The organism is Nocardia sp. NPDC057668 (genome assembly GCF_042799795.1).
Taxonomy (GTDB): domain Bacteria; phylum Actinomycetota; class Actinomycetes; order Mycobacteriales; family Mycobacteriaceae; genus Nocardia.
The window spans coordinates 491,712-511,436 of the sequence record NZ_JBHVIC010000005.1; the positions used below are offsets into that span (position 1 = coordinate 491,712).

At 71.7% G+C, this 19,725-nt stretch carries 1 pseudogene; it reads right to left on the reverse strand.

The annotated features are described in order from the left end of the window. Nucleotides 1-146 precede the first annotated feature (146 nt). Nucleotides 147-19,526 (reverse strand): annotated as a pseudogene (locus tag ACFVBH_RS29685) (amino acid adenylation domain-containing protein); the annotation flags it as partial. Nucleotides 19,527-19,725: the final 199 nt, after the last annotated feature.

Below are 19,725 nucleotides of genomic sequence, written 5' to 3' on the forward strand. Positions count from 1 at the left end.
GTTCACACCTTCACTATCGGTTCGTGTGCCGGTAGATCTACCCCGCATTCGGGTTCTCGACCGGATGGCTCCGGCCGGACTCGCAGCGCATACGGGCCTCGGGTGGAGACCCTACGGGCTAACCGTTGGTGACGGTAGCCGATGCGCTACGAATTGACCGCGCGTCCATGTTCGGCAAGTCCGCCCAGTGCCTGAACCCAGCCCTCCACGAGCTTCTTGATCTGCTCCAGGTCCAGCACCGCACCGGCGAAATCGAACCGGGCGACCAGGCCGTCCTGGGTCGTGTCGACGGTGACGTCCAGGTACAGATCGTCGGCGACCGGTTCCGGGTACACCCGGGCGGGTCGCAGATCGCGATAGCGGAAGCCGATGCGGCCCACCGGGAGCGCGGCCGCCTCGGCGGCGGTGTCGGGATTCAGGTGCCGCAGCAGCCCGAAGCCGACGCCCTGCGAGGGCACCTCGCGGCAGCGGTCGCGGATCTGCTCGATGACCGATCCGGCGGCGCCGCCGCCCCGGCGTACCTCGGCGTAGTCCACGCCGGCCAGGCGCAGGGCGAACGGGTACTCGGTGCTGAACGCGCCGACGGTGCGATGACCGGCCCGGTCGCCGGGGACGCGGCCGTCGGCGACCAGCCGGACCACCGAACCGATGGCGTGCCGGGCGGATTCGACGCTGTCGTCCAGCAGGGCGACCGCGAGGGCGCCGAGCAGGACCTCGTCGATGGTGGCGTGGTAGCGGCGGGCGACGGTGTCCACCGCGGCCGCGCCTTCGCCGGTGATCGAGACCGACACGCGGCCGCGGCCGACGGGGCCGTCGTCGCCGCCGAGCGCCTGCTCGAGATCCATGCCCGGTTCGGCGCCGGCCAGTGTGGCCTGCCACCACGGCAATTCGTCGAGGGTGTCCGGTTCGGCGGCACGGTCGGCGAGCGCGGCGGCGATGCCGAGCGGGTGCGCGTCGGCACTGGGCGGGGTGGCGTGACCGCCGGACCAGGAGGCGGTGAGGTCCTCGATGACGGTGCGCCACGAGGTGTCGTCCACCACGAGTCCGTTGGCGACCACGACCAGCACCGCGGCCGGCCGGTCACCGGCGTCGACGCTCGGATCCGCTTCGGCGCCCGCCATGAGCACGAAGCGAATGTTGCGGCCCTTCTCCGGATCCATCTCCGCGGCGGCCGCGTGGATCACCGCTTCGATGGGGTCCCCGACGGCTTCGACCGACGGATCCAGCTGCCACACCACCGCGTCCCCGCGGCTGGGAGCGGCCGGAATGTCCATGGCGACGGCGTCGCCGTCCCGGCGCAGGCGCGACCACAGCGCCGGATGCCGTTCCAGCAGGCCCGCGACCGAACGCCGGACCCGGGTGCCGGACACATCGGCCGCGATGTCGAGCGTGATGGCCCGCACCCACAGCCCCGAGGGCTCCACCTCGAGCAGGCTGACCGCGCCCGCCGGGAGGGCGGAGACCTTGCCTACCGCGGAGAGCCGGGGGACGGGGGTGGAATCCGCCTGCGGGACAGGCGAATCGCCGGCGGCGGGAGCTTCGGCGGCGGCAGCGTGTGCCGCGGCAGCGTCCGCGTTCTCGGCCGCGGCGGCCGCAACCTCGTCGGCGGCAGCGGCGGTGGCGTCGGCGAGAACGGCGTCGGGAGCACCGGCGTCGTTGGCGGCGGCAGCGCCAGCCGCGTTTGCAGACACGGCGTCTGCATCGGCCGCAGCGCCGGTAACGGCATCAGCGGGTGTGCCGAGTTCGGCGACGTTCGCGCCTCCGCCGTTCTTCACACCGGCGACGGGGTTCCCAGCGAACTCGGCCCGTGCGGCGGTGCCGGAGGTACCGGCGTCGTGATCCGAGTAGGCGCGGAAACTCTGGTCGGCCTCGATATTCGCACCGGCACTGGCATTCGCGTCGGCGTCGGTCGAGTCCGCGAAGCCCGGCCCGAAACCGGCCGCCGCCTCGGCGGTCCGGTCCGCGCGGTGCGTGAAGTCCTCGGTGTGCGGCGGGGCGCTCGGCTCACCGAAGCCCGAGAACGCCTTGTCCACGGAAGGTTCCGGTACCGGCTCCGCGTCCACGGGCGGTCCGAAGACCCCGGCCGAGGGGCTCACCGCGGCTTCGGCGCGGTACGCCTCGGCCAGTGCCCGATCGGCGGCGGCGCTGGCCCGCTGTGCTTCGGCTTCATCGAATTCGCCTGCGGCAGCGAGGTTCTCCCCCGCCGTCCGTGCCCGGTCGGCCGGGTCCGCGCCGAACCCCGCACCTGCCCGGGGCGAGTCCCCGTACAGGTCAGCGCCACGCGACGCCTGCCCGAACGCGTGCGAATCAGCCTCACCCGATGCCTGCCCGAACGGGTGCGAATCAGCCTCACCCGATGCCTGCCCGAACGTATGCGGGTCAGCATCGCGGGACGCCCGACCGAAAGTGCGCGCGTCGGCATCGCCGGACGCCTGCCCGAACACATGCTGATCTGCCGCAGCGGGTCCGAACGCGTGCCGATCGGCATCGCCGGTCGGCTGTGCGCCCGCGTCCGCCTTGTAGGCGTCGGCCAGCGCGCGGTGGTCGACCTCGGCGTGTGGCTCGTCGTGGGTGTCGCCGAAACGTGAAGCGCCGGTGGCGTGCTCGTCGGGGACGGCCGAGTAGGCCAGGCCGCCGGTGCGCCACGCTGTGTCGTCCGGGCCGGAATCCGAGCGGTAGGCGTCGGCGAGCGCACGGTCCGCGTCGGCGGCGGGCCGCTCGGCCTCGTCGCCGAATCGCGCGGGCAGCTCGCTGCCCTCCGAGCCGGTGGAGTCGCCCTGCGAGCCTGCGCGATACGCGTCGGCCAGCGCACGGTGGTCGATCTCGTCGGCCGAGTCGTCGAACCGCGCGGGCGCGCCGTTCCCGGCTGCGTCTCCCGATCCGCCCGGCCCGGCCGCTTCCGGCCGGCCGGGCAGCGAGATGCCTTCGTCCAGGGCCGAATACGCCAGTCCTCCGGCGCGCCAGGCGGCATCCTCCGCCGACACGTCCGCCTTGTAGGCGTCCGCCAGCGCTCGGTTCGCGGCAGTATTGGGAGCCTCGCCGGCGTCATCGCCGAAGCTCCCGGCATCAGTGGGCTCATCCTCGGGCACAGCCGAGTACGCCTGCCAACTGACATCCGGACCGACCGCGTCGGCCTTGTACGCCTCGGCCAGTGCGCGGTTGGCCGCGGTGCTCGGCCCGACGTCGGCGAACCGAGCCGCGGGATCCTGATCCACCTGCGCGGCACCGGTTTCGGCGGGCGTAGCCGCCCCGAACCGATAGGCGTCGGCCAACGCACGCTCATCCGCCGCGCTGGGGGCCTGCGCATCGGAATCCTCGTCACCGAAACGCGGCGCGGAGCCGGCAGCGGGGGCACGAGATCCGAAGGCTTCGGCACCGCCGGGTAGCGGGCGATCGTCCCGTCCGGCCTCAACCTCATCTGTGAAGCGCGGCGTGGCAGCGGATTCCAGCGGGGCGGCTGCGCCGGACCGATAGGCGTCGGCCAAAGCACGCTCATCCGCCGCACTGGGAGCCTGTGCATCGGAATCCGCGTCAGCGAAACGCGGCGCGGAATCGGCAGAGGAGGCGCGCGAGCCGAAAGCCTCGGCACCGCGAGGTAGCGGGCGCTCGGCCTCGACGGCATCTGGGAACCGTGGCGCGGCAGCGGATTCCGCCGGCGCGGCTGCGCCCGAGCGATAGGCGTCGGCCGAAGCGCGCTCGTCCGCCGCGCCGGGAGCCTGCTCACCGGCTGCGGCGTCACCGAAACGACCCGCGGAACCCGCGGAAGAACCACGGGAACCGAAGGGTTCGGCACCGCCGGGCCGCGGGGGCTCGCCCGAGCCGCCGTCGGCGGTGTCGGTGAAAACCGGCACGACGGTTGTTGTTTCCGCCGGAGTGGCCGCGCCGAATCGGTACGCGTCGGCCAGGGCGCGCTCGTCCGCCGGGTTCGGGGGCTGCGCATCGGACGCCGGATCGCCGAAACGAGGTGCGGCGCCGGCGGAGGAGGTCCGGGATCCGGCGGCCGTATCGCCGCCGGGGTACCGGAGCTCGGCCGGGCCGCCCGCTGCGGCGTCTATGACGCGCTGCGCGGCAGGGGCTTCCACCGACCGGGACGTACCAAGCTCGGCGTCGCCGGAGCGGGAGGCATCTGCCGGGGGGCGTTCGTCCGTCTCGCCGGGGGATGTCGCGGCCGCGCCGGGTTCCTCCGTGCGGGGGCGGGAGACCCGGGGAGCGAAGTCGGGCCCGAGGGTGGAGGGGTCGACCGCGCGGAGTTTGACGCTGGTCGGGGGGCCGTCCGACTTGATCACGGGCAACACCTGAGTGGTAGCCCAGTCCTCGTTGTTGTCAGCGAAATTCCTACTCGGGGAAGCGGATTCGGCGGATCTCGAGGATCTCGGCTCCGTCCGCGGGGGTAGGTCGCGGCGGGCGGTGACCGGCGAGGCGGGGCGGTCGCCGGACCGGACCGGACCGGCCGGGCCGGCACCGGATAGCCCCGAGGCTGCCTGGCTGTCGCCGGGCAGACCCGAGCCGCGACGGCCACCGGGTACGCCCGGTGCGGCAGCGGCGTCACCGGACAGACCCGTGGCGGCGGACCGGTTACCAGCTGAGCCGGGAGCAGCAGCGCGGCCGTCAGCCGAGCCCGGCGAACGGTCGCCCGACAGACCCGATCCGGCAGAACGGTCGCCGGGCAAGCCGGAACCGGCGGAACGATCGCCGGGCAGACCCGATCCGGTAGAACGATCACCGGACAGACCTGTTGCACCGGTGGCGGTTTCACCGCGGCGGGGAGTCACCGGGGGCAGGACCCCGAACTCGGTGCGCAGGACGGGGGGTGCGTCGGCCGCGGCCTTGCGAGCGCGGGCCAGCTGCTCGAGGTCGAACTCGTCGGCGGGAGCCGTGTGGTCCAGGTACTCGAGTTCCCAGTCCACCGTGGGCAGGGCGGCGTTGCCGTTGCGGGCCCGGGGCGCGGCGTACCAGCGCACCAGGTCGCCGGTGCGGAGCATGCGGGAGCCGGGGGCGCCCCACGGGTTGGCCACGAAGCGCACGGCGGTGGTGGCGCGGCGCGCGTGGTAGCCGCGGGCCAGGGCCGGACCGGTGAGGTACAGCTCGCCGGGGACGCCGGGCGGCACGGGGTTGAGGCGCTCGTCCAGGATCAGCGCGGACAAGCCGTTGACCGGATGGCCGAGGGTCAGGTGCCGGCCGGGTGCGGGCTCGGCCAGGGCGGCCACGACGGTGGCCTCGGCCGAGCCGTGCAGCTGCCGGTAGGCGCGCTCGGGCCGCTGCCACGAGCCGACCAGTTCCGGCGTGCTGTGCCCGCGCACCGCGACCAGGCGCAATCCGGGCAGGGTGCCCGGCTCCAGGGTCTCGGCGACGCGCGGGGTGAGCAGGGCATGGGTGACCTGCTCGGCGCGAATGACATCGGCCAGCGCCGCACCGTCGGCGGCGGCGGCCGGCGCGATGACCAGGGTGGCCCCGATCTCGAAGGCCGACAGCCATTCCAGGACCGACAGATCGTCGGCGGGGCTGCCCGCGTGCAGCACCCGGCTGCCGGAGTCCAGGCCGAACCGGCGCACGACCGATTCGAGCAGGCCCTGCGCACCGGCGTGCGTCACGACCACACCTCGGGTTCCCGCGGTGTACACGACATAGGCGGGATGGTCCGCGCGCAGCGGCGCGTTGCGATCGGCGTCGGTCACCGGATCGGTGGCCTCGGCCACGCACCGCGCGTCGGTGTCGGCGTCGTCGAGGCACAGCCATTCGACCGTGCCCGGCAGCACCGGCAGGAACGCCTTGACCGTGATGCCCACGGTGGCACCGGATTCGGTGATCCGCCGGGCGGCCGACGCGGCATCGGTGGGATCGACCGGCACGTACGCGCCACCGGACTTGGCGACCGCGAGCACTGCGGCCACGGCCTCGAACGAGCGCGGGAACGCCACGGCGACCAGGCTTTCCGGCGCCACCCCGCGATCGATGAGCACCCGCGCCAGCTGCGAGGAGTAGTCGTCGAATTCCCCGTAGGTCAGCGAATGCCCGCGGTAGCGCACCGCGACGCGGTCCCGGCCCAGGCGTGCGCCGGCGGCCAGCAGATCCGGCAGCAGCCGGGTGACCGGCGCCGAATCGGTGACCCGGGTGAGCAATTCGTACTCGTCGTCGCCGAGCAACGGCAGATCGCCGATGGGCGTCTCGGAGCTGGTGACCACGGCCGCGAGCAGCCGCACGAAGCGGTACGCGAACACGTCCACGGTCTCGTCGTCGAACAGGTCCCGCGCGAAACTCAGCGTGGCGAACAGCCCGGCGTCGTGATCGGTGCGCTCGCGAATGCTGAGCGCGAGATCGGTCGCGGTGTACTCGATTCCGGAATCGAGTGTGCTGACCCGCAATCCGGGCAGCTCGAACTCGGTCTGCGCGGGCCGCTGGAAGGACAGCGCGACCTGCGCGGCCCCGACCGGCAGTTCGGCCTGGGCGAACGCCTCGGCCTGGGCGTCCCCGGCCCGCGCGAGCAACTGCGCGAACTTCAGGTGGCCTTCGACCCGGGTGCGCAGCACCACGGTATTGGCGTAAACGCCGACCGAGTCGTGCAATCCGGCCGCGTCCCGCCCGGTGACGGGGGTACCGATGGCGATGTCCTCGGTCCCGGACAGCCGGGCCAGGAACAACGCCAGCGCGGTGTGCACCACGGAGAACAGCGTGGTGCCGTGCCGGCGGGCGATGCGATCGAGGCCGCGGTGGATGGCGGCGTTGACGGGGAACCGCACGCTGCCGCCGCGATGACTCGGCGTCGCGGGACGCGGCCGGTCGCCGGGCAGTCGCAGGTCGGCGAATCGCCGGGTGTCCGTGCGCAATCCGGTCTGATCCACCGAGCGCATGGGCAGCGGCGCCCACTGCGGGGCGGCGCCGGTGGTCCGGGACTCGTACGCGGTCACCAGATCTCGCACCAGCGGCCCGACCGAGCCCTCGTCGGCGCTGATCGCGTGCACGACCAGGCCGAGCACGTGCTCGATCTCGCCGCCCAGATCCACGCGGAAGAGCTCCGCGCGCAAGGGCAGTTCGGCGGCCACGTCGAACCGCCGGGTGAGCAGCCGTTCCAGCCGATCGGGCAGGGTGTCGACGTCGATCAGCTCGGGAGTGACCTTCGGCGCGATCTGCACCCCGGGCAGCACCCGCTGATACACCTCGCCGTCGACCACCGGGTACAGGGTGCGCAGCGACTCGTGCCGCCGCACCACGTCCCCGAGGGCCTGTTCGAGGGCTCCGGCGTCGAGCTCACCGGTGAAGCGCAGCACGACGGGCAGGTTGTCGACCGCCGATCGCTCGCGGGACCAGATGCGCTGCTGGGCCGGGGATACCGGAACTCGCACGGTTTCCTCCGATTCGCCGCGTTCTCGGTCGGCGCGTTCGATGAGCTCCGCCAGCTTCGGTCCGATTTCGGCGAAGGCTTCGGCGGTCGTCATGAGCTGATGTCGTGTCTCGACAGAGTATTCACCGATGGGTCCGGTGACGTACGGTCGCCAGTCCGCGGCCGAATGCGGTTGTCCCGCGCCGTCACGGCCGAAGGTAGCCCGGAAGAGTTCCAGGGGGCCGTCGAGTACGGCGTGCCGGTACTCGGAGCCGAGTTCCATGCTGCGCACCGCACCGCGGTAGATCTGCTGGAAACGTTCCAGCGTCAGCACCGCCAGGTCGGCGGGGATGGCGGCGTGTACCGCCGCGAGGGCCTCACCGTCGAGGTTGCGCAGGTCGCCGTCCGGGAAGGCGTCCGGTCCGACGCCGACCTGAGCCAGCTCGTCACGCAGTGAGCTGCGGAAGTCGGTGAATTCGGTTTCGGGGTACGAGTCCAGGATCGCGACCAGGTCGACCTGCTGACCGTCGGCCCGCAGCTCGGTGGCGATGGCGTGCGCCAGGATGCCGCCGAGTGAGTAGCCGAGGACCCGATACGGGCCTTCCGGCTGCACGCGCCGCATCTCGGACACGTAGCGCCGCACCACATCCTGCAGCGTGGCGGGATCCCAGTCCGCTTCGGTCAGCGCTGGCGACTGCAGGCCGAGGATCGGCTGGTCGTCGGGCAGGAACCGGGTCAGGCCCGCGTAGCACCAGGACATGCCCGCCATCGGCGGCGCACAGAACAGCGGGGCGCGGGCACCGGTGGCCCGGATGGGCAGCACGACCTGGAGTCCGGCCTCGGAGTCTTCGTCGTAGTCGTGTTCCCCGGCCAGCGCGGTCATGATCTGCGCGCTGAGCCCGCCGACGGTGGGATCGGTGAAGAACCACGCGACCATGACCTGCGCGCCGGTGAGGGTGCGCAGGCGGCTGACCACCTGGGTGGCCAGCAGCGAGTTGCCGCCCAGGGTGAAGAAGTCGTCGTCCAGCCCGACGCGTTCGACCCCGAGCGCGGCGCCGAACGCGTCGGCGACGGTTTGTTCCAAAGCCGTTCCCGGCGCGCGGTATTCGCGGGCCGCGATCTCGGGTTCGGGTAGCGCCTTGCGGTCGAGCTTGCCGTTGACGTTGAGTGGCAGTGCGTCCAGCACCACGAAGGCGGCCGGCACCATGTACGAGGGCAGGGCAGCCGACAGCGCCGACTTCACCCGCGCCACATCGATATCCGTGCCGACGAGGTAGGCGACGAGCCGATCCCCGATCCGCGCGTCGGAGGTGGCGAGCACCGCGGTCCGGTCTATCTCGGGCAGCGCCAGCAGCGCGGCCTCGATCTCACCGAGTTCGATGCGGAAGCCGCGGATCTTCACCTGGAAGTCGGTGCGGCCGCGATAGTCCAGCTCGCCGTTGCGATTCCACGCCACCAGGTCGCCGGTGCGGTACATCCGCGTGCCCGGGACGCCGAACGGGTCGGCCACGAACCGATCGGCGGTCAGGTCGGGCCGGGCGAAGTAGCCGCGCGCCAATTGCGCTCCGGCCAGGTACAACTCGCCCGACACCCCGGCCGGGACCGGCCGCAGCCGGGAATCCAGCACGTAGGCGCGGCTGTTCCACTCGGGCGCGCCGATGGAGACCGACACCTGATCGCCGGAGTTCACCCGGTGACTGGTGATGGACACCGCGGCCTCGGTGGGGCCGTACAGGTTGAACAGCTCGACCTGCGGGAAGGTGGTGCGGTAGCGCTGGGCCAGCGCGCCCGGCAGCGCCTCGCCGATGGCCAGCACCCGCCGCAGCGCACCCGCGCCCGTGGTGGCGGCGTCGGCCAGCAGCGCGTCCAGCATGGACGGCACGACATGCAGGGTGGTGACCTGCTCGCGACGCATGAGCTCGTTCAGGTAGGCGGGATCGCGATGCCCGTCCGGCCCGGCAATGACGAGCTGTCCCCCGCAGACCGCCGCGGACCAGAACTCCCAGACCGACAGGTCGAAGGTGGCCGCGGTCTTGAGCAGCACCGCGTCGTCGGAACCGAGCGCGAATTCGTCCGTCTTCCACAGCAATTGGTTGACGATGGCCGCGTGGGGCACCGCCACGCCCTTGGGCCTGCCGGTGGAGCCGGAGGTGAAGATGACGTAGGCGGTGTGCTCGGGCAGCAGGGTCGCGGTGCGGTCGGCGTCCGAAATCGGATCGCTCGCAAAGGCTTCGAGATCCAGCTCGTCGATCCGCAGCACCGGCGCGAGGTCGGTGTGGAAGTCGGCGTCCGCGTTCGTCAGCACACAGATCGGCGCGGCGGTCTCCAGGATGTACCCGGTGCGCTCGGCGGCCTGATCCGGATCCACCGGCACGTACGCGCCACCGGCCAGGGTGACCGCGTACATGGCAACGACCAGATCGGCCGAGCGCCGCAACGCCAGGGCGACCCGAGTCTCGGGTCCGACCCCGGCCGAGATCAGGTACCGGGCCAGGCGATTGACCCGCTCCCCCAGCTCGGCGTAGGTCAGGTCGGCGCCGGTGGCGTCCTCGAACAGGGCGATGGCCGACCCGTGCCGGGCGATGCTACCGGTGAGCAGCGCGGCCAGCGTCGCCGTCGAATCCGTCTCGTGCGCGGTGGCATTGGCGTCGCGCACCAGGTGGTCGTACTCGGTGCGGGTCAGCAGTTCGTAGTCGCCGACCGCGCTGCCCGGGTTCGCCACGATGGCGTCGAGCAGGCGCATGAAGCGATCCGCGAAGCCCTGGACGGTGGCGCGGTCGAACATGTCGGCCGCGTAGGTCACCAGGCCGGTGATCCCCGCCGCCGCACCGGAATCGTCGTGCGAGTCGGTGATCAGGAAGTGCAGATCGAACTGCGACAGCTCGGTGTCCACCGCGACCGGCGCGACCGAAAGGCCGGGCAGTTCCAGTCCGGCCTTGGCCAGGTTCTGGAACGAGAGCCCGACCTGGAAGAGCGGATGCCGCGCGGTGGATCGCACCGGATTCAGCACCTCGACCAGGCGCTCGAACGGCACGTCCGCGTGGGCGAAGGCCGCGATGTCAGTGGCGCGCTGGCGGGCGAGCAGATCGGTGAAGACGGCGTCGCTGTCGACGCGGGAGCGGAACACCAGGGTGTTGACGAACATGCCGACCAGGTCGTCCAGCACCGCCTCGCCACGACCGGCGATGGGGGTGCCCACCGCGATGTCGTCGGTCCCCGAGAGCCGGGCCAGCAGCACCGCGAGTGCGGTGTGCACGACCATGAACAGGGTCGCGCCCTCGGCGCGCGCCAGGTTCAGCAACGCCTGATGCGTCTGCGCGCCTACGCTGATCTCGGCGGTGCCGCCGGCGAAGGACTGCACCGCGGGCCGCGGCCGGTCGGTGGGCAGGTCCAGCTGGTCGGGCAGCCCCGCCAGGGCCTGCTTCCAGTACGCGAGCTGCTGCGCGGCAAGCGATTCCGGATCGTCCTCGCGGCCGAGCACCTCGCGCTGCCACAGCGAGTAGTCCGCGTACTGCACCGCCAGCGGCGCCCAGCCGGGCTCGACATCCGCCGTGCGGGCCGCGTAGGCGATCATCAGGTCGCGGGTCAGCGGTCCGAGCGACCAGCCGTCGGAGCTGATGTGGTGCGCGACCATCACGAACACGTGCTCGGCCTCGCGCGAGGCGGTGTCGATGCGGAACAGCTTGACCCGCAACGGAACCGCGCCGGTCACGTCGAACGGACTCAGGAACATCCGGGCGACGCGTTCGAGCACGTCGGCCGATTCGATCGTCTCGGGCGCGAGATCGGGTGCGAACTCCCCGACCGGCAGCACCACCTGGTGCCCGACACCGTCGATCTCCGGATAGACGGTGCGCAACGTCTCGTGCCGGGTCACCACGTCGGCGACCGCGTGCTGCAGCGCCTCGACGTCCAGGTCACCGATGAGCCGCAACGCGATCGGCAGGTTGTAGGCGACCGACGCGTTGTCGAGCTGGTTCAGGAACCACATGCGCTGCTGCGCCATCGACAGCGGAATACGCTCGGGCCGTTCGACTGGGGTGAGCGCGCGCCGGGCGCCGGCACCGCGGTGCTGCTCCACGGCAACGGCGAGACCGCTCACGCTCGCGGCCTCGAAGAGCACCCGCACGGGTACGTGGATGTCGAGGGCGGCGCCGAGGCGGGCCGCGACCTGGGTGGCGATCAGCGAGTTGCCGCCGAGATCGAAGAAGTCGTCGTCCGCGCCGACGGGCCGGGTCAGGCCCAGCGCTTCGGCGTACACCCCCGCGATGATCTCCTCGACCGGGGTGGACGGCGCACGGAAAGCCCGGACCTCGATGTCGGGGACGGGCAGCGCCTTGCGATCGAGTTTGCCGTTGGCGTTGAGCGGCAACGCGTCCAGCACCACCAGCGCCGCGGGCACCATGTAGGACGGCAGCAGATCGGACAGGTGGGTGCGCAGGCCGGACAGGTCCGTCTCCGTGCCCGCCACCGGCACCACGTAGCCGATGAGCCGGTCACCGGTGTGCTCGTCCGAGCGCACCAGCGCGACCGCCTGCGCGACAGTTTCGTGTGCGACGAGCGCCGCCTCGATCTCACCGAGCTCGATGCGCTGGCCGCGCAGCTTGACCTGGAAATCGGTGCGGCCCAGGTACACGATCGCGCCGTCGGCGTCGCGGGTGACCAGGTCGCCGGTGCGGTACATCCGCTCGGCACGGCCGAAGGGGTTGGCCACGAATCGATCCGACGTCAGATCGGGGCGGCCGACGTATCCCGTGGCCAGCTGATCGCCCGCGAGATACAGCTCGCCCGCGATACCCGGCGCGACCGGGTGCAGTCGCGCATCGAGCACGTACGCCTGCGAGTTCCACACCGGAGCGCCGATCGGCACCGCGCCCGAAACCTGCTCGGGCACCGGCGCGAAGGTGGCGTGCACCGTGAATTCGGTGGGGCCGTAGAGGTTGTGCAGCGCGGCCGTGCCGACCCGGCGGAAGGCGTGTACCGCGTCGGCGGTGAAAGCCTCACCGGCGATGAGCAGCGCGCGCAGCGAAGTGAGCGCGTCGGGCGCGGCACTGCCTGCGAACACGCTGAGCATGGACGGCACGAACGAGGTGAGCGTGACCCGGCGCGCGGCAATGACCTCGGCGAGGTAGTGCGGATCACGGTGGCCGTCCGGGCTCGCCACGACCATGCGGCCGCCGACGGCCAAGGGCCCGAAGAGTTCCCACACCGAGACGTCGAAGGTCGCGGGGGTCTTGAACAGCACCACGTCGTCGGCGTCGATGCCGTATTCGGCGGTGATCCAGCGGATCTGGTTGACCACGGCCGCGTGCGGCACGGCCACACCCTTGGGGCGGCCGGTCGAACCGGAGGTGAAGATGACGTAGGCGGTGTTCGACGACCGCAGCGGGGCACGGCGTTCGGCGTCCGTCACCGGGGTCGCGGCGAAGCCGGACAGATCCTCGCGGTCGATGTCCAGGACCGGGCGGTCCCCCGCGTCGAAGCCATCGCGGCCGGTGGACAGCACGCACACCGGCGCCGCGGTGTCCAGGACGTGGCCGTTGCGCTCGGCGGGCTGGTCCGGATCCAGCGGCACGTACGCGCCACCGGCCTCCAGGACCGCGTACATGGCCACGACCAGGTCGACCGAGCGCCTGATGCCCAGGGCCACCAGGGATTCCGGTCCGACGCCCGCCGCGATGAGGCGGCGGGCAAGCCGGTGCACGCGGTCGGCGAACTCGCCGTAGGACAGACTCGTCCCCTCGGCGATCAGCGCGGGCGCGCCAGGCGTGCGCGCGACCTGCTCGGCGAACACCGAGACCAGGGTCGTCGCGGGCGGCAGGTCCACGCCGGTGGCGTTCCAATCGGCGAGCACCCGCTGGCGCTCGTCCACCGCCAGCAGGTCGAAGTCGCCGATCGGCAGCTCCGGATGCGCGGCCACCGCGACCAGCACGCGACGGAAACGATCCGCGAAGCTCTGCACCGTCGCCGGGCCGAAAATGTCGGTGGCGTAGGTGAACACGGCGGTCAGGCCCTGCGCACGGCCGTCCGGCCCGGTCTGCTCGACCACCGAGAGCTGCAGGTCGAACTTGGCCAGCGGCACGTCCAGATCGACCGGCGCCACCGCCAGGCCCGGCAGTTCCAGCTCGGTGCTTGCCATGTTCTGGAAGGTCAGCATGGTCTGGAACAGCGGATGGCGGGCCTGCGAGCGCGCCGGATCCAGCAGCTCGACCAGCCGCTCGAACGGCACGTCCGCGTGCCCGAAGCCCTCGATGTCGTTGTGCCGCACCGTGGCCAGCAGTTCGCCGAAGGTGGCGGACGGGTCGACGTCGGTGCGCAACACCAGGGTGTTGACGAACATGCCGATGAGGCCGTCGAGTTCGGCCTCACCGCGGCCGGCGACCGGGGTGCCGATGGCGATGTCCCGGGAGCCCGACAGCCGGGCCAGCAGCACCGCCAGGGCCGTGTGCACGACCATGAACAGCGTCGAATTATGTTCCTGCGCAGTGCGGTTCAGTACCGCGTGCACGTACCGGTCGATGTCGAAGACCAGTGTCGCACCGCGTCCGGTGGCCACCGCGGGCCGCGGGTGGTCCAGCGGCAGATCCAATTGATCGGGCAGGCCGGCCAGGACCGTCCGCCAGTAGGCCACCTGGCGGGCCAGCGCGGATTCGGGATCCGATTCGGCGCCGAGTGCCTCGCGCTGCCACAGCGCGTAATCGGCGTACTGCACCGGCAGCGGCTCCCACCGCGGCGCGCTGCCCTGTACCCGATCGAAGTAGGCGATCATGAGATCGCGGGTGAGCGGGCCCATCGAGAAGCCGTCGCCCGCGATGTGGTGCACGACCGCGACCAGCACGTGCTCGGTCGCTGACACCCGCAGCAGGCGAATCCGCAGGGGCGGCGCGACCGTCACGTCGAAGCCGGCGATGGCGTCCGCGGCCACCAGGTCCGCGATCTCACCCGCCTCGACGTCGAGGACCGGAAGCTCCGGCAGCGCGGCCGGATCGGTGCTCGGCAGGATGAGCTGGTAGCCCTCGCCGTCGAGCTCGGGGTAGCGCGTGCGCAGCACCTCGTGCCGCGCGACCACGTCGTGCAGCGCGGCGCGCAGTACCGCGGCGTCCAGGTCACCGGTGAGCCGGACCACGAACGGCAGGTTGTTCACGCCGCTCTCGGGATCGAACCGGTTGAGGAACCACATGCGCTGCTGCGCGTACGACAGCGGCACCCGGTCCGGGCGCGGCATGGGCCGCAGCGGCTGCGCGGCAGCGGAATCCGCGTGCTCGGCCAGATGGGCCGCCAGCTGCGCCACGCTCGGCGCGGTGAACAGCGCTCGCACCGGCACCCGGCCGCCGACCGCCGCGCCGAGCCTGGCCACGACCTGGGTGGCGCTGAGCGAGTTGCCGCCGAGCTCGAAGAATTCGTCGTCCGCGCCGACGCGCTCCAGGCCGAGCACGGCCGCGAACACCTCGGCCACGGTGTTCTCCAGCGCCGTGGCGGGCGCGCGGTAGGCGCGGGCCTGGAACTCCGGCTCCGGCAGGGCTTTACGGTCGAGTTTGCCGCTGGCGTTGAGCGGCATGGCGTCCAGGCGCACGATCGCCGCGGGGACCATGTACGACGGCAGCGCCTCGCGGGCGGGCGCGAGCAGCGCGGCGTCCGCGGGTTCGGCGCCCGGTTCGAGCACCACGTAGGCAACCAGTCGATCGCCGCCCGCGCCGCGCACCAGCGACACCGCGGCCCGGTGCACGTCCGGGTGCGCGAGCAGGACGGTCTCGATCTCGCCCAGCTCGATGCGCTGACCGCGCAGCTTCACCTGGAAGTCACTGCGCCCCAGGTACTCCAGGGCGTTCCCGGTCCAGCGCACCACGTCGCCGGTGCGGTAGAGCCGCTGCCCGCCGGTGTGGGCGACGAAACGCTCGGCGGTGAGGGCGGGCGCGCCGAGGTAGCCGCGCGCCAATTGCACACCCGCGACGTAGAGTTCACCGGCCGCGCCGACGGGCACCGGCCGCAGCTGGCGATCCAGCACGTGCACACGGGTATTGGCGACCGGGCTGCCGATCGGCACCGCGAGTCCGGTGATCTCGCGCGCCGGATGGGCGGTGACCACCGTGGCCTCGGCCGGGCCGTACCAGTTCAGCAGGGCGGTGCCGGGCAGCCGGTCCGCGCACTTGGCGGCGGTCTCGGCGGTCAGCGCCTCACCCGCGGCGAAAATGCGCCGCAGCGACGGGAATCCGGCGCCGGTGGCGCCGTCCAGGAAGGCGTCCAGCATCGACGGCACGAAGTGCACGGTGCCCACGCCGTAGGCGTCGATGACCCGGGCCAGGTAGGCGGGATCGCGATGGCCGTCCGGCTCGGCGACGACCACGGCCGCGCCGGTCTGCAACGGCCAGAACAGTTCCCAGGTGGAGATGTCGAAGGTGATGGGAGTCTTGTGCAGCACCACGTCACCGGGGCCGTGCGGGTATTCGCGCTGCGCCCAGCGGAACTGGTTCGCCATCTGCCGGTGCGTGATCATCACGCCCTTGGGGCGGCCGGTCGAGCCGGAGGTGTAGATGACGTACGCGGCGTTGTCCGGGTGCACCTGCGCGGCGGCGGCGACCACCGGGACCGAGCTGCCCGAGGTCAGCGCCTCGAGATAGAAGAGCGGTGTGCCCGAGGCGGTTTCGAACTCCTCGGCCCGGCGGGTGAGCACGCAGACCGGTGCGGCGCTGTCGAGCACGTACTCGTTGCGCTCGGCCGGATGGTCCGGGTCGACCGGCACGTACGCGCCCCCGGCGCGCAGCACCGCGTACACCGCGACGACGAGATCGATACTGCGCCGCAGCGCCACGGCCACCCGCGATTCGGGCCCGACCCCGCGCAGGCGCAGTTCCTCGGCCAGCACCCGCGAGCGCGCGTCGAGTTCGGCGTAGCTCAGCGTGGTGTCCCCGAAGATGACCGCGGTGGCCTCGGGGGTCTTCGCGACCTGTGCGTCGAACAGCGACAGCAGCGTCGAATCGTCCAGCAGCTCGGCGACTTCGGTGTCGTTGATCGCGGCCAGCGCGGTGCGCTCGCCGGCGGTGAGCGCGTCCACGTCCGCGACGCGCGCGTGCGGATCGCGGCCGAAACGATCCAGCAGCATCGACAGTCGCTGTGCCAGTGCCTCGGCTACCGGTTCGTCGTAGACGTCGCGCAGGTATTTGACCTGGATGTGCAGCGTGTCCGCACCGGGCAGCACCATGACCGTCACCGGGTAGTGCGTGCCGTTCACCATCTGCGTACCGAGCAGGTCGACCCCGGCCACCGGCGCGGCGGCTTCGGCCAGCTTCTCCCCGTCGACCGGGAAGGAGGCGAAGACGACCAGCGAATCGAAGAGCCCTTCGACGCCGATCGTGTCCTGTATCTCGCTGAGGCCCAGGTAGTGATGCTCCAGCAGCCCGGCCTGCTCGCGCTGCAGCTGACGCAGCAGCCCGCCCAGGGTGTCTGCCGCGCGCAGCCGCACACGGACGGGAATTGCGTTCAGGAACAACCCGACCATCGTCTCGATGCCCGCGAGCTGCGGGGGACGCCCGGAGACGGTGGCTCCGAAGACCACGTCGTCGCGGTCGGTGCTGCGTCCGATGAGCAGGCCCCAGGCGGCCTGGACGATGGTGTTGACGGTGACGCCCGCTTCGGCGGCCACCCGGCTCAGCGCTGCGGTCTCGGCCTCGGCCAGCTCGAACTCGATCTGGCCGATGCCGTCGGTGATCACCCGGGAGCGGTCGCCGGGCGCGAGCGGCGTCGGCTCGGTGATACCGGCCAGCGCCTCGCCCCACGCCGCGCGCGCCGCCGAACGGTCCTGTCCCGCCAGCCATTCCAGGTAGTCCCGGTAGGGCCGGGCAGGCAGCTGCGCCGCGGCGTCGCCGAGCGCGTAGAAGGCGAACATGTCCTGCATGAGCAGGGGCATGGACCAGCCGTCTACGAGGATGTGATGGCTGGTGGCGACGACACGGTAGCCGTCGGCGGCGGTCCGGATCAGGGTGAACCGCAGCAGCGGCGCGGCGGCCATGTCGAAGTGCTCGGCCAGGTCGGCCGCCAGGACCCGCGCGGTCTCCGCGCCGGACTCGTCCGCGGGCAGCTCGCCGAGATCCACATAGCGCCAGGGCACATCGAGACCGTCGACCACGACCTGGACGGGATTGCCGTCACCGTCCTCGGCGAAGGCGACGCGCAGGTTCTGATGCCGGTCCAGCACGGACTGGGCCGCGCTGTGCAGGCGCTCGATGTCGACCCCGCCGCCGATGTCCACGGTGAACTGGGTCATGTAGGCGTCGACCGAGGATTCGGCCAGCAGCGCGTGGAAGAGCATGCCGGACTGCAGCGGCGTCAGCGGCCAGACCTCGGCCAGGTTCGGGTAGTCGCCGCGCAGTCGCTCCAGATCCGCCGGCGCGGGCTCGGGCAGCGTGCCGGGGGTGAATTCCGTTTCCGCCCCGGCCTCTTCGGCGATCAGCGCGAGTTCCGCGACCGTTCGGGTCTCGAACAGATCCTTGGGCTTGAACGCCACGCCCTGTGCCCGAGCGCGCGAGACGATTTGAATGGCGGTGATGGAATCCACGCCGAGTGCGAAGAAATCGTCGTCGAGCCCGACACGCTCGAGCCGCAGCACCTCCGCGACGATGCCGGCCAGCAGCTGTTCGGTCGCGGTTTCGGGAGCGCGGTATTCGCGTTCCCGCAGTTCGGGTTCCGGCAGCGCCCGCCGGTCGAGTTTGCCCGCCGGAGTCAGCGGGATCCGATCCAGCACCATGATGGCGGCGGGCACCATGTGGGCGGGCAGGCTGCGCTCGGCAAGCGCGGACAGCTCCGCGACCGCCACCTCCGCGTCGCCGATCCCGTGCACGTATGTCACCAGCACCGTTGCGCCCGTCGGCAATCGGTGGCCGACGGTGACGGCCAGGTCGATGCCGGGATGTTCGGCGAGCACCGCGTCGATCTCGCCGAGTTCGATGCGGAAGCCGCGGATCTTCACCTGGAAGTCGTTGCGGCCCATGTACTCGACTTCACCGGCCGCGTTCCAGCGCACCAGATCACCGGTGCGGTAGAGCCGGGAACCGTTGGCAGCGAAGGGATTGGCGACGAATCGTCCTGCGGTGAGCGCCGACTGCCCATGGTAGCCGCGGGCCAGATGCGCTCCGGCGACGTACAGTTCACCGACGACGCCGGTCGGGACCTGCCCGAGCCGTTCGTCCAGCACATACTCCACGACGCCCGGGATCGGCGCGCCGATGGTCACCGGCCGATCCGGCAGCAACTCGGCCATATTGGTCATGACCGTGGCCTCGGTGGGGCCGTAGGCATTCCAGAACCGGCGGGAATCGGTGGCCCAGCGCTGCACCAGGTCCGGCGGGCAGGCTTCGCCGCCGGTGATCACCACCCGCAGCGCGGGCAATCCGCTGGCATCGACCGACGCCAGCGCGGCGGGGGTGATGAAGGCATGGGTCACCTGCTCGCGCTCGAGCACGGCGGCCAGTTCCGCGCCGCCGTACACCGCGGGCGACACCACGACCATGGTGGCCGCGCCGCCCAGGGCCAGCAGCAGTTCCAGCACCGAGGCGTCGAACGACGGCGTCGCGAAGTGCACGGTGCGCGCGGCGGCCGTGATGTCGTATCGCTCGCGCTGTACCTCGCAGAAGCCCGCGAGCCCGGCGTGCGTGACGACGACGCCCTTGGGTTTGCCGGTCGAGCCGGAGGTGTAGATGACGTACGCGGGATGCTCGGCGCGCAGCGGGCGCACTCGTTCGGCATTGGCGATGGCCTCGGCCGAGTAATCGCCCTCGGGTCCATCGATGGTCACCCATTCGACGAGTCCGGGCAGATCACCGAGGGTATCGGTCACGGTCAGGCCGAGTACCGCCCCCGAATCGGAGACCATGTGCGCGACGCGATCGGCCGGATAGTTCGGGTCGACGGGAACGAATCCGGCGCCGGACTTCGCGACCGCCCAGACCGCGATGACCGACTCCAGCGAGCGCCGGATGCCGATCGCGACCAGATCCTCGGGGCCGACGCCGCGCTCGATGAGCAGGCGCGCAAGGCGTGTGGACCGCTCGTCCAGCTCGGCGTAGCTCAACTGCGCGAGGGTGGCCTCGCCGTCGGCGAGCACGAGGGCGGCGCCGGCCGGATTGGCCTCCACCGCGGTCGCCATGAGCTGCGGCAGCGTGGGAATACGCGGCCGCCGGGTGCGGGTGGGCCGGACGCGAGCCGTGCGGGTCATGCGCACACCGCCCGAGTCTCGTAGTGCCGGTCCCCGACCACCCGAATCATGAAGATTTTCCTCATCCTGTCCATTGTGCTGTGCCGACACGCCACGAGAACCATCGAGCGTGCCGAGGCCGTGTTACGTCGAGCGGTTACTTCACAGCGGTTACTTCACCCCAGCAGGCGCGTGCTCGCAAACCCGGCGGTTCGAGCTC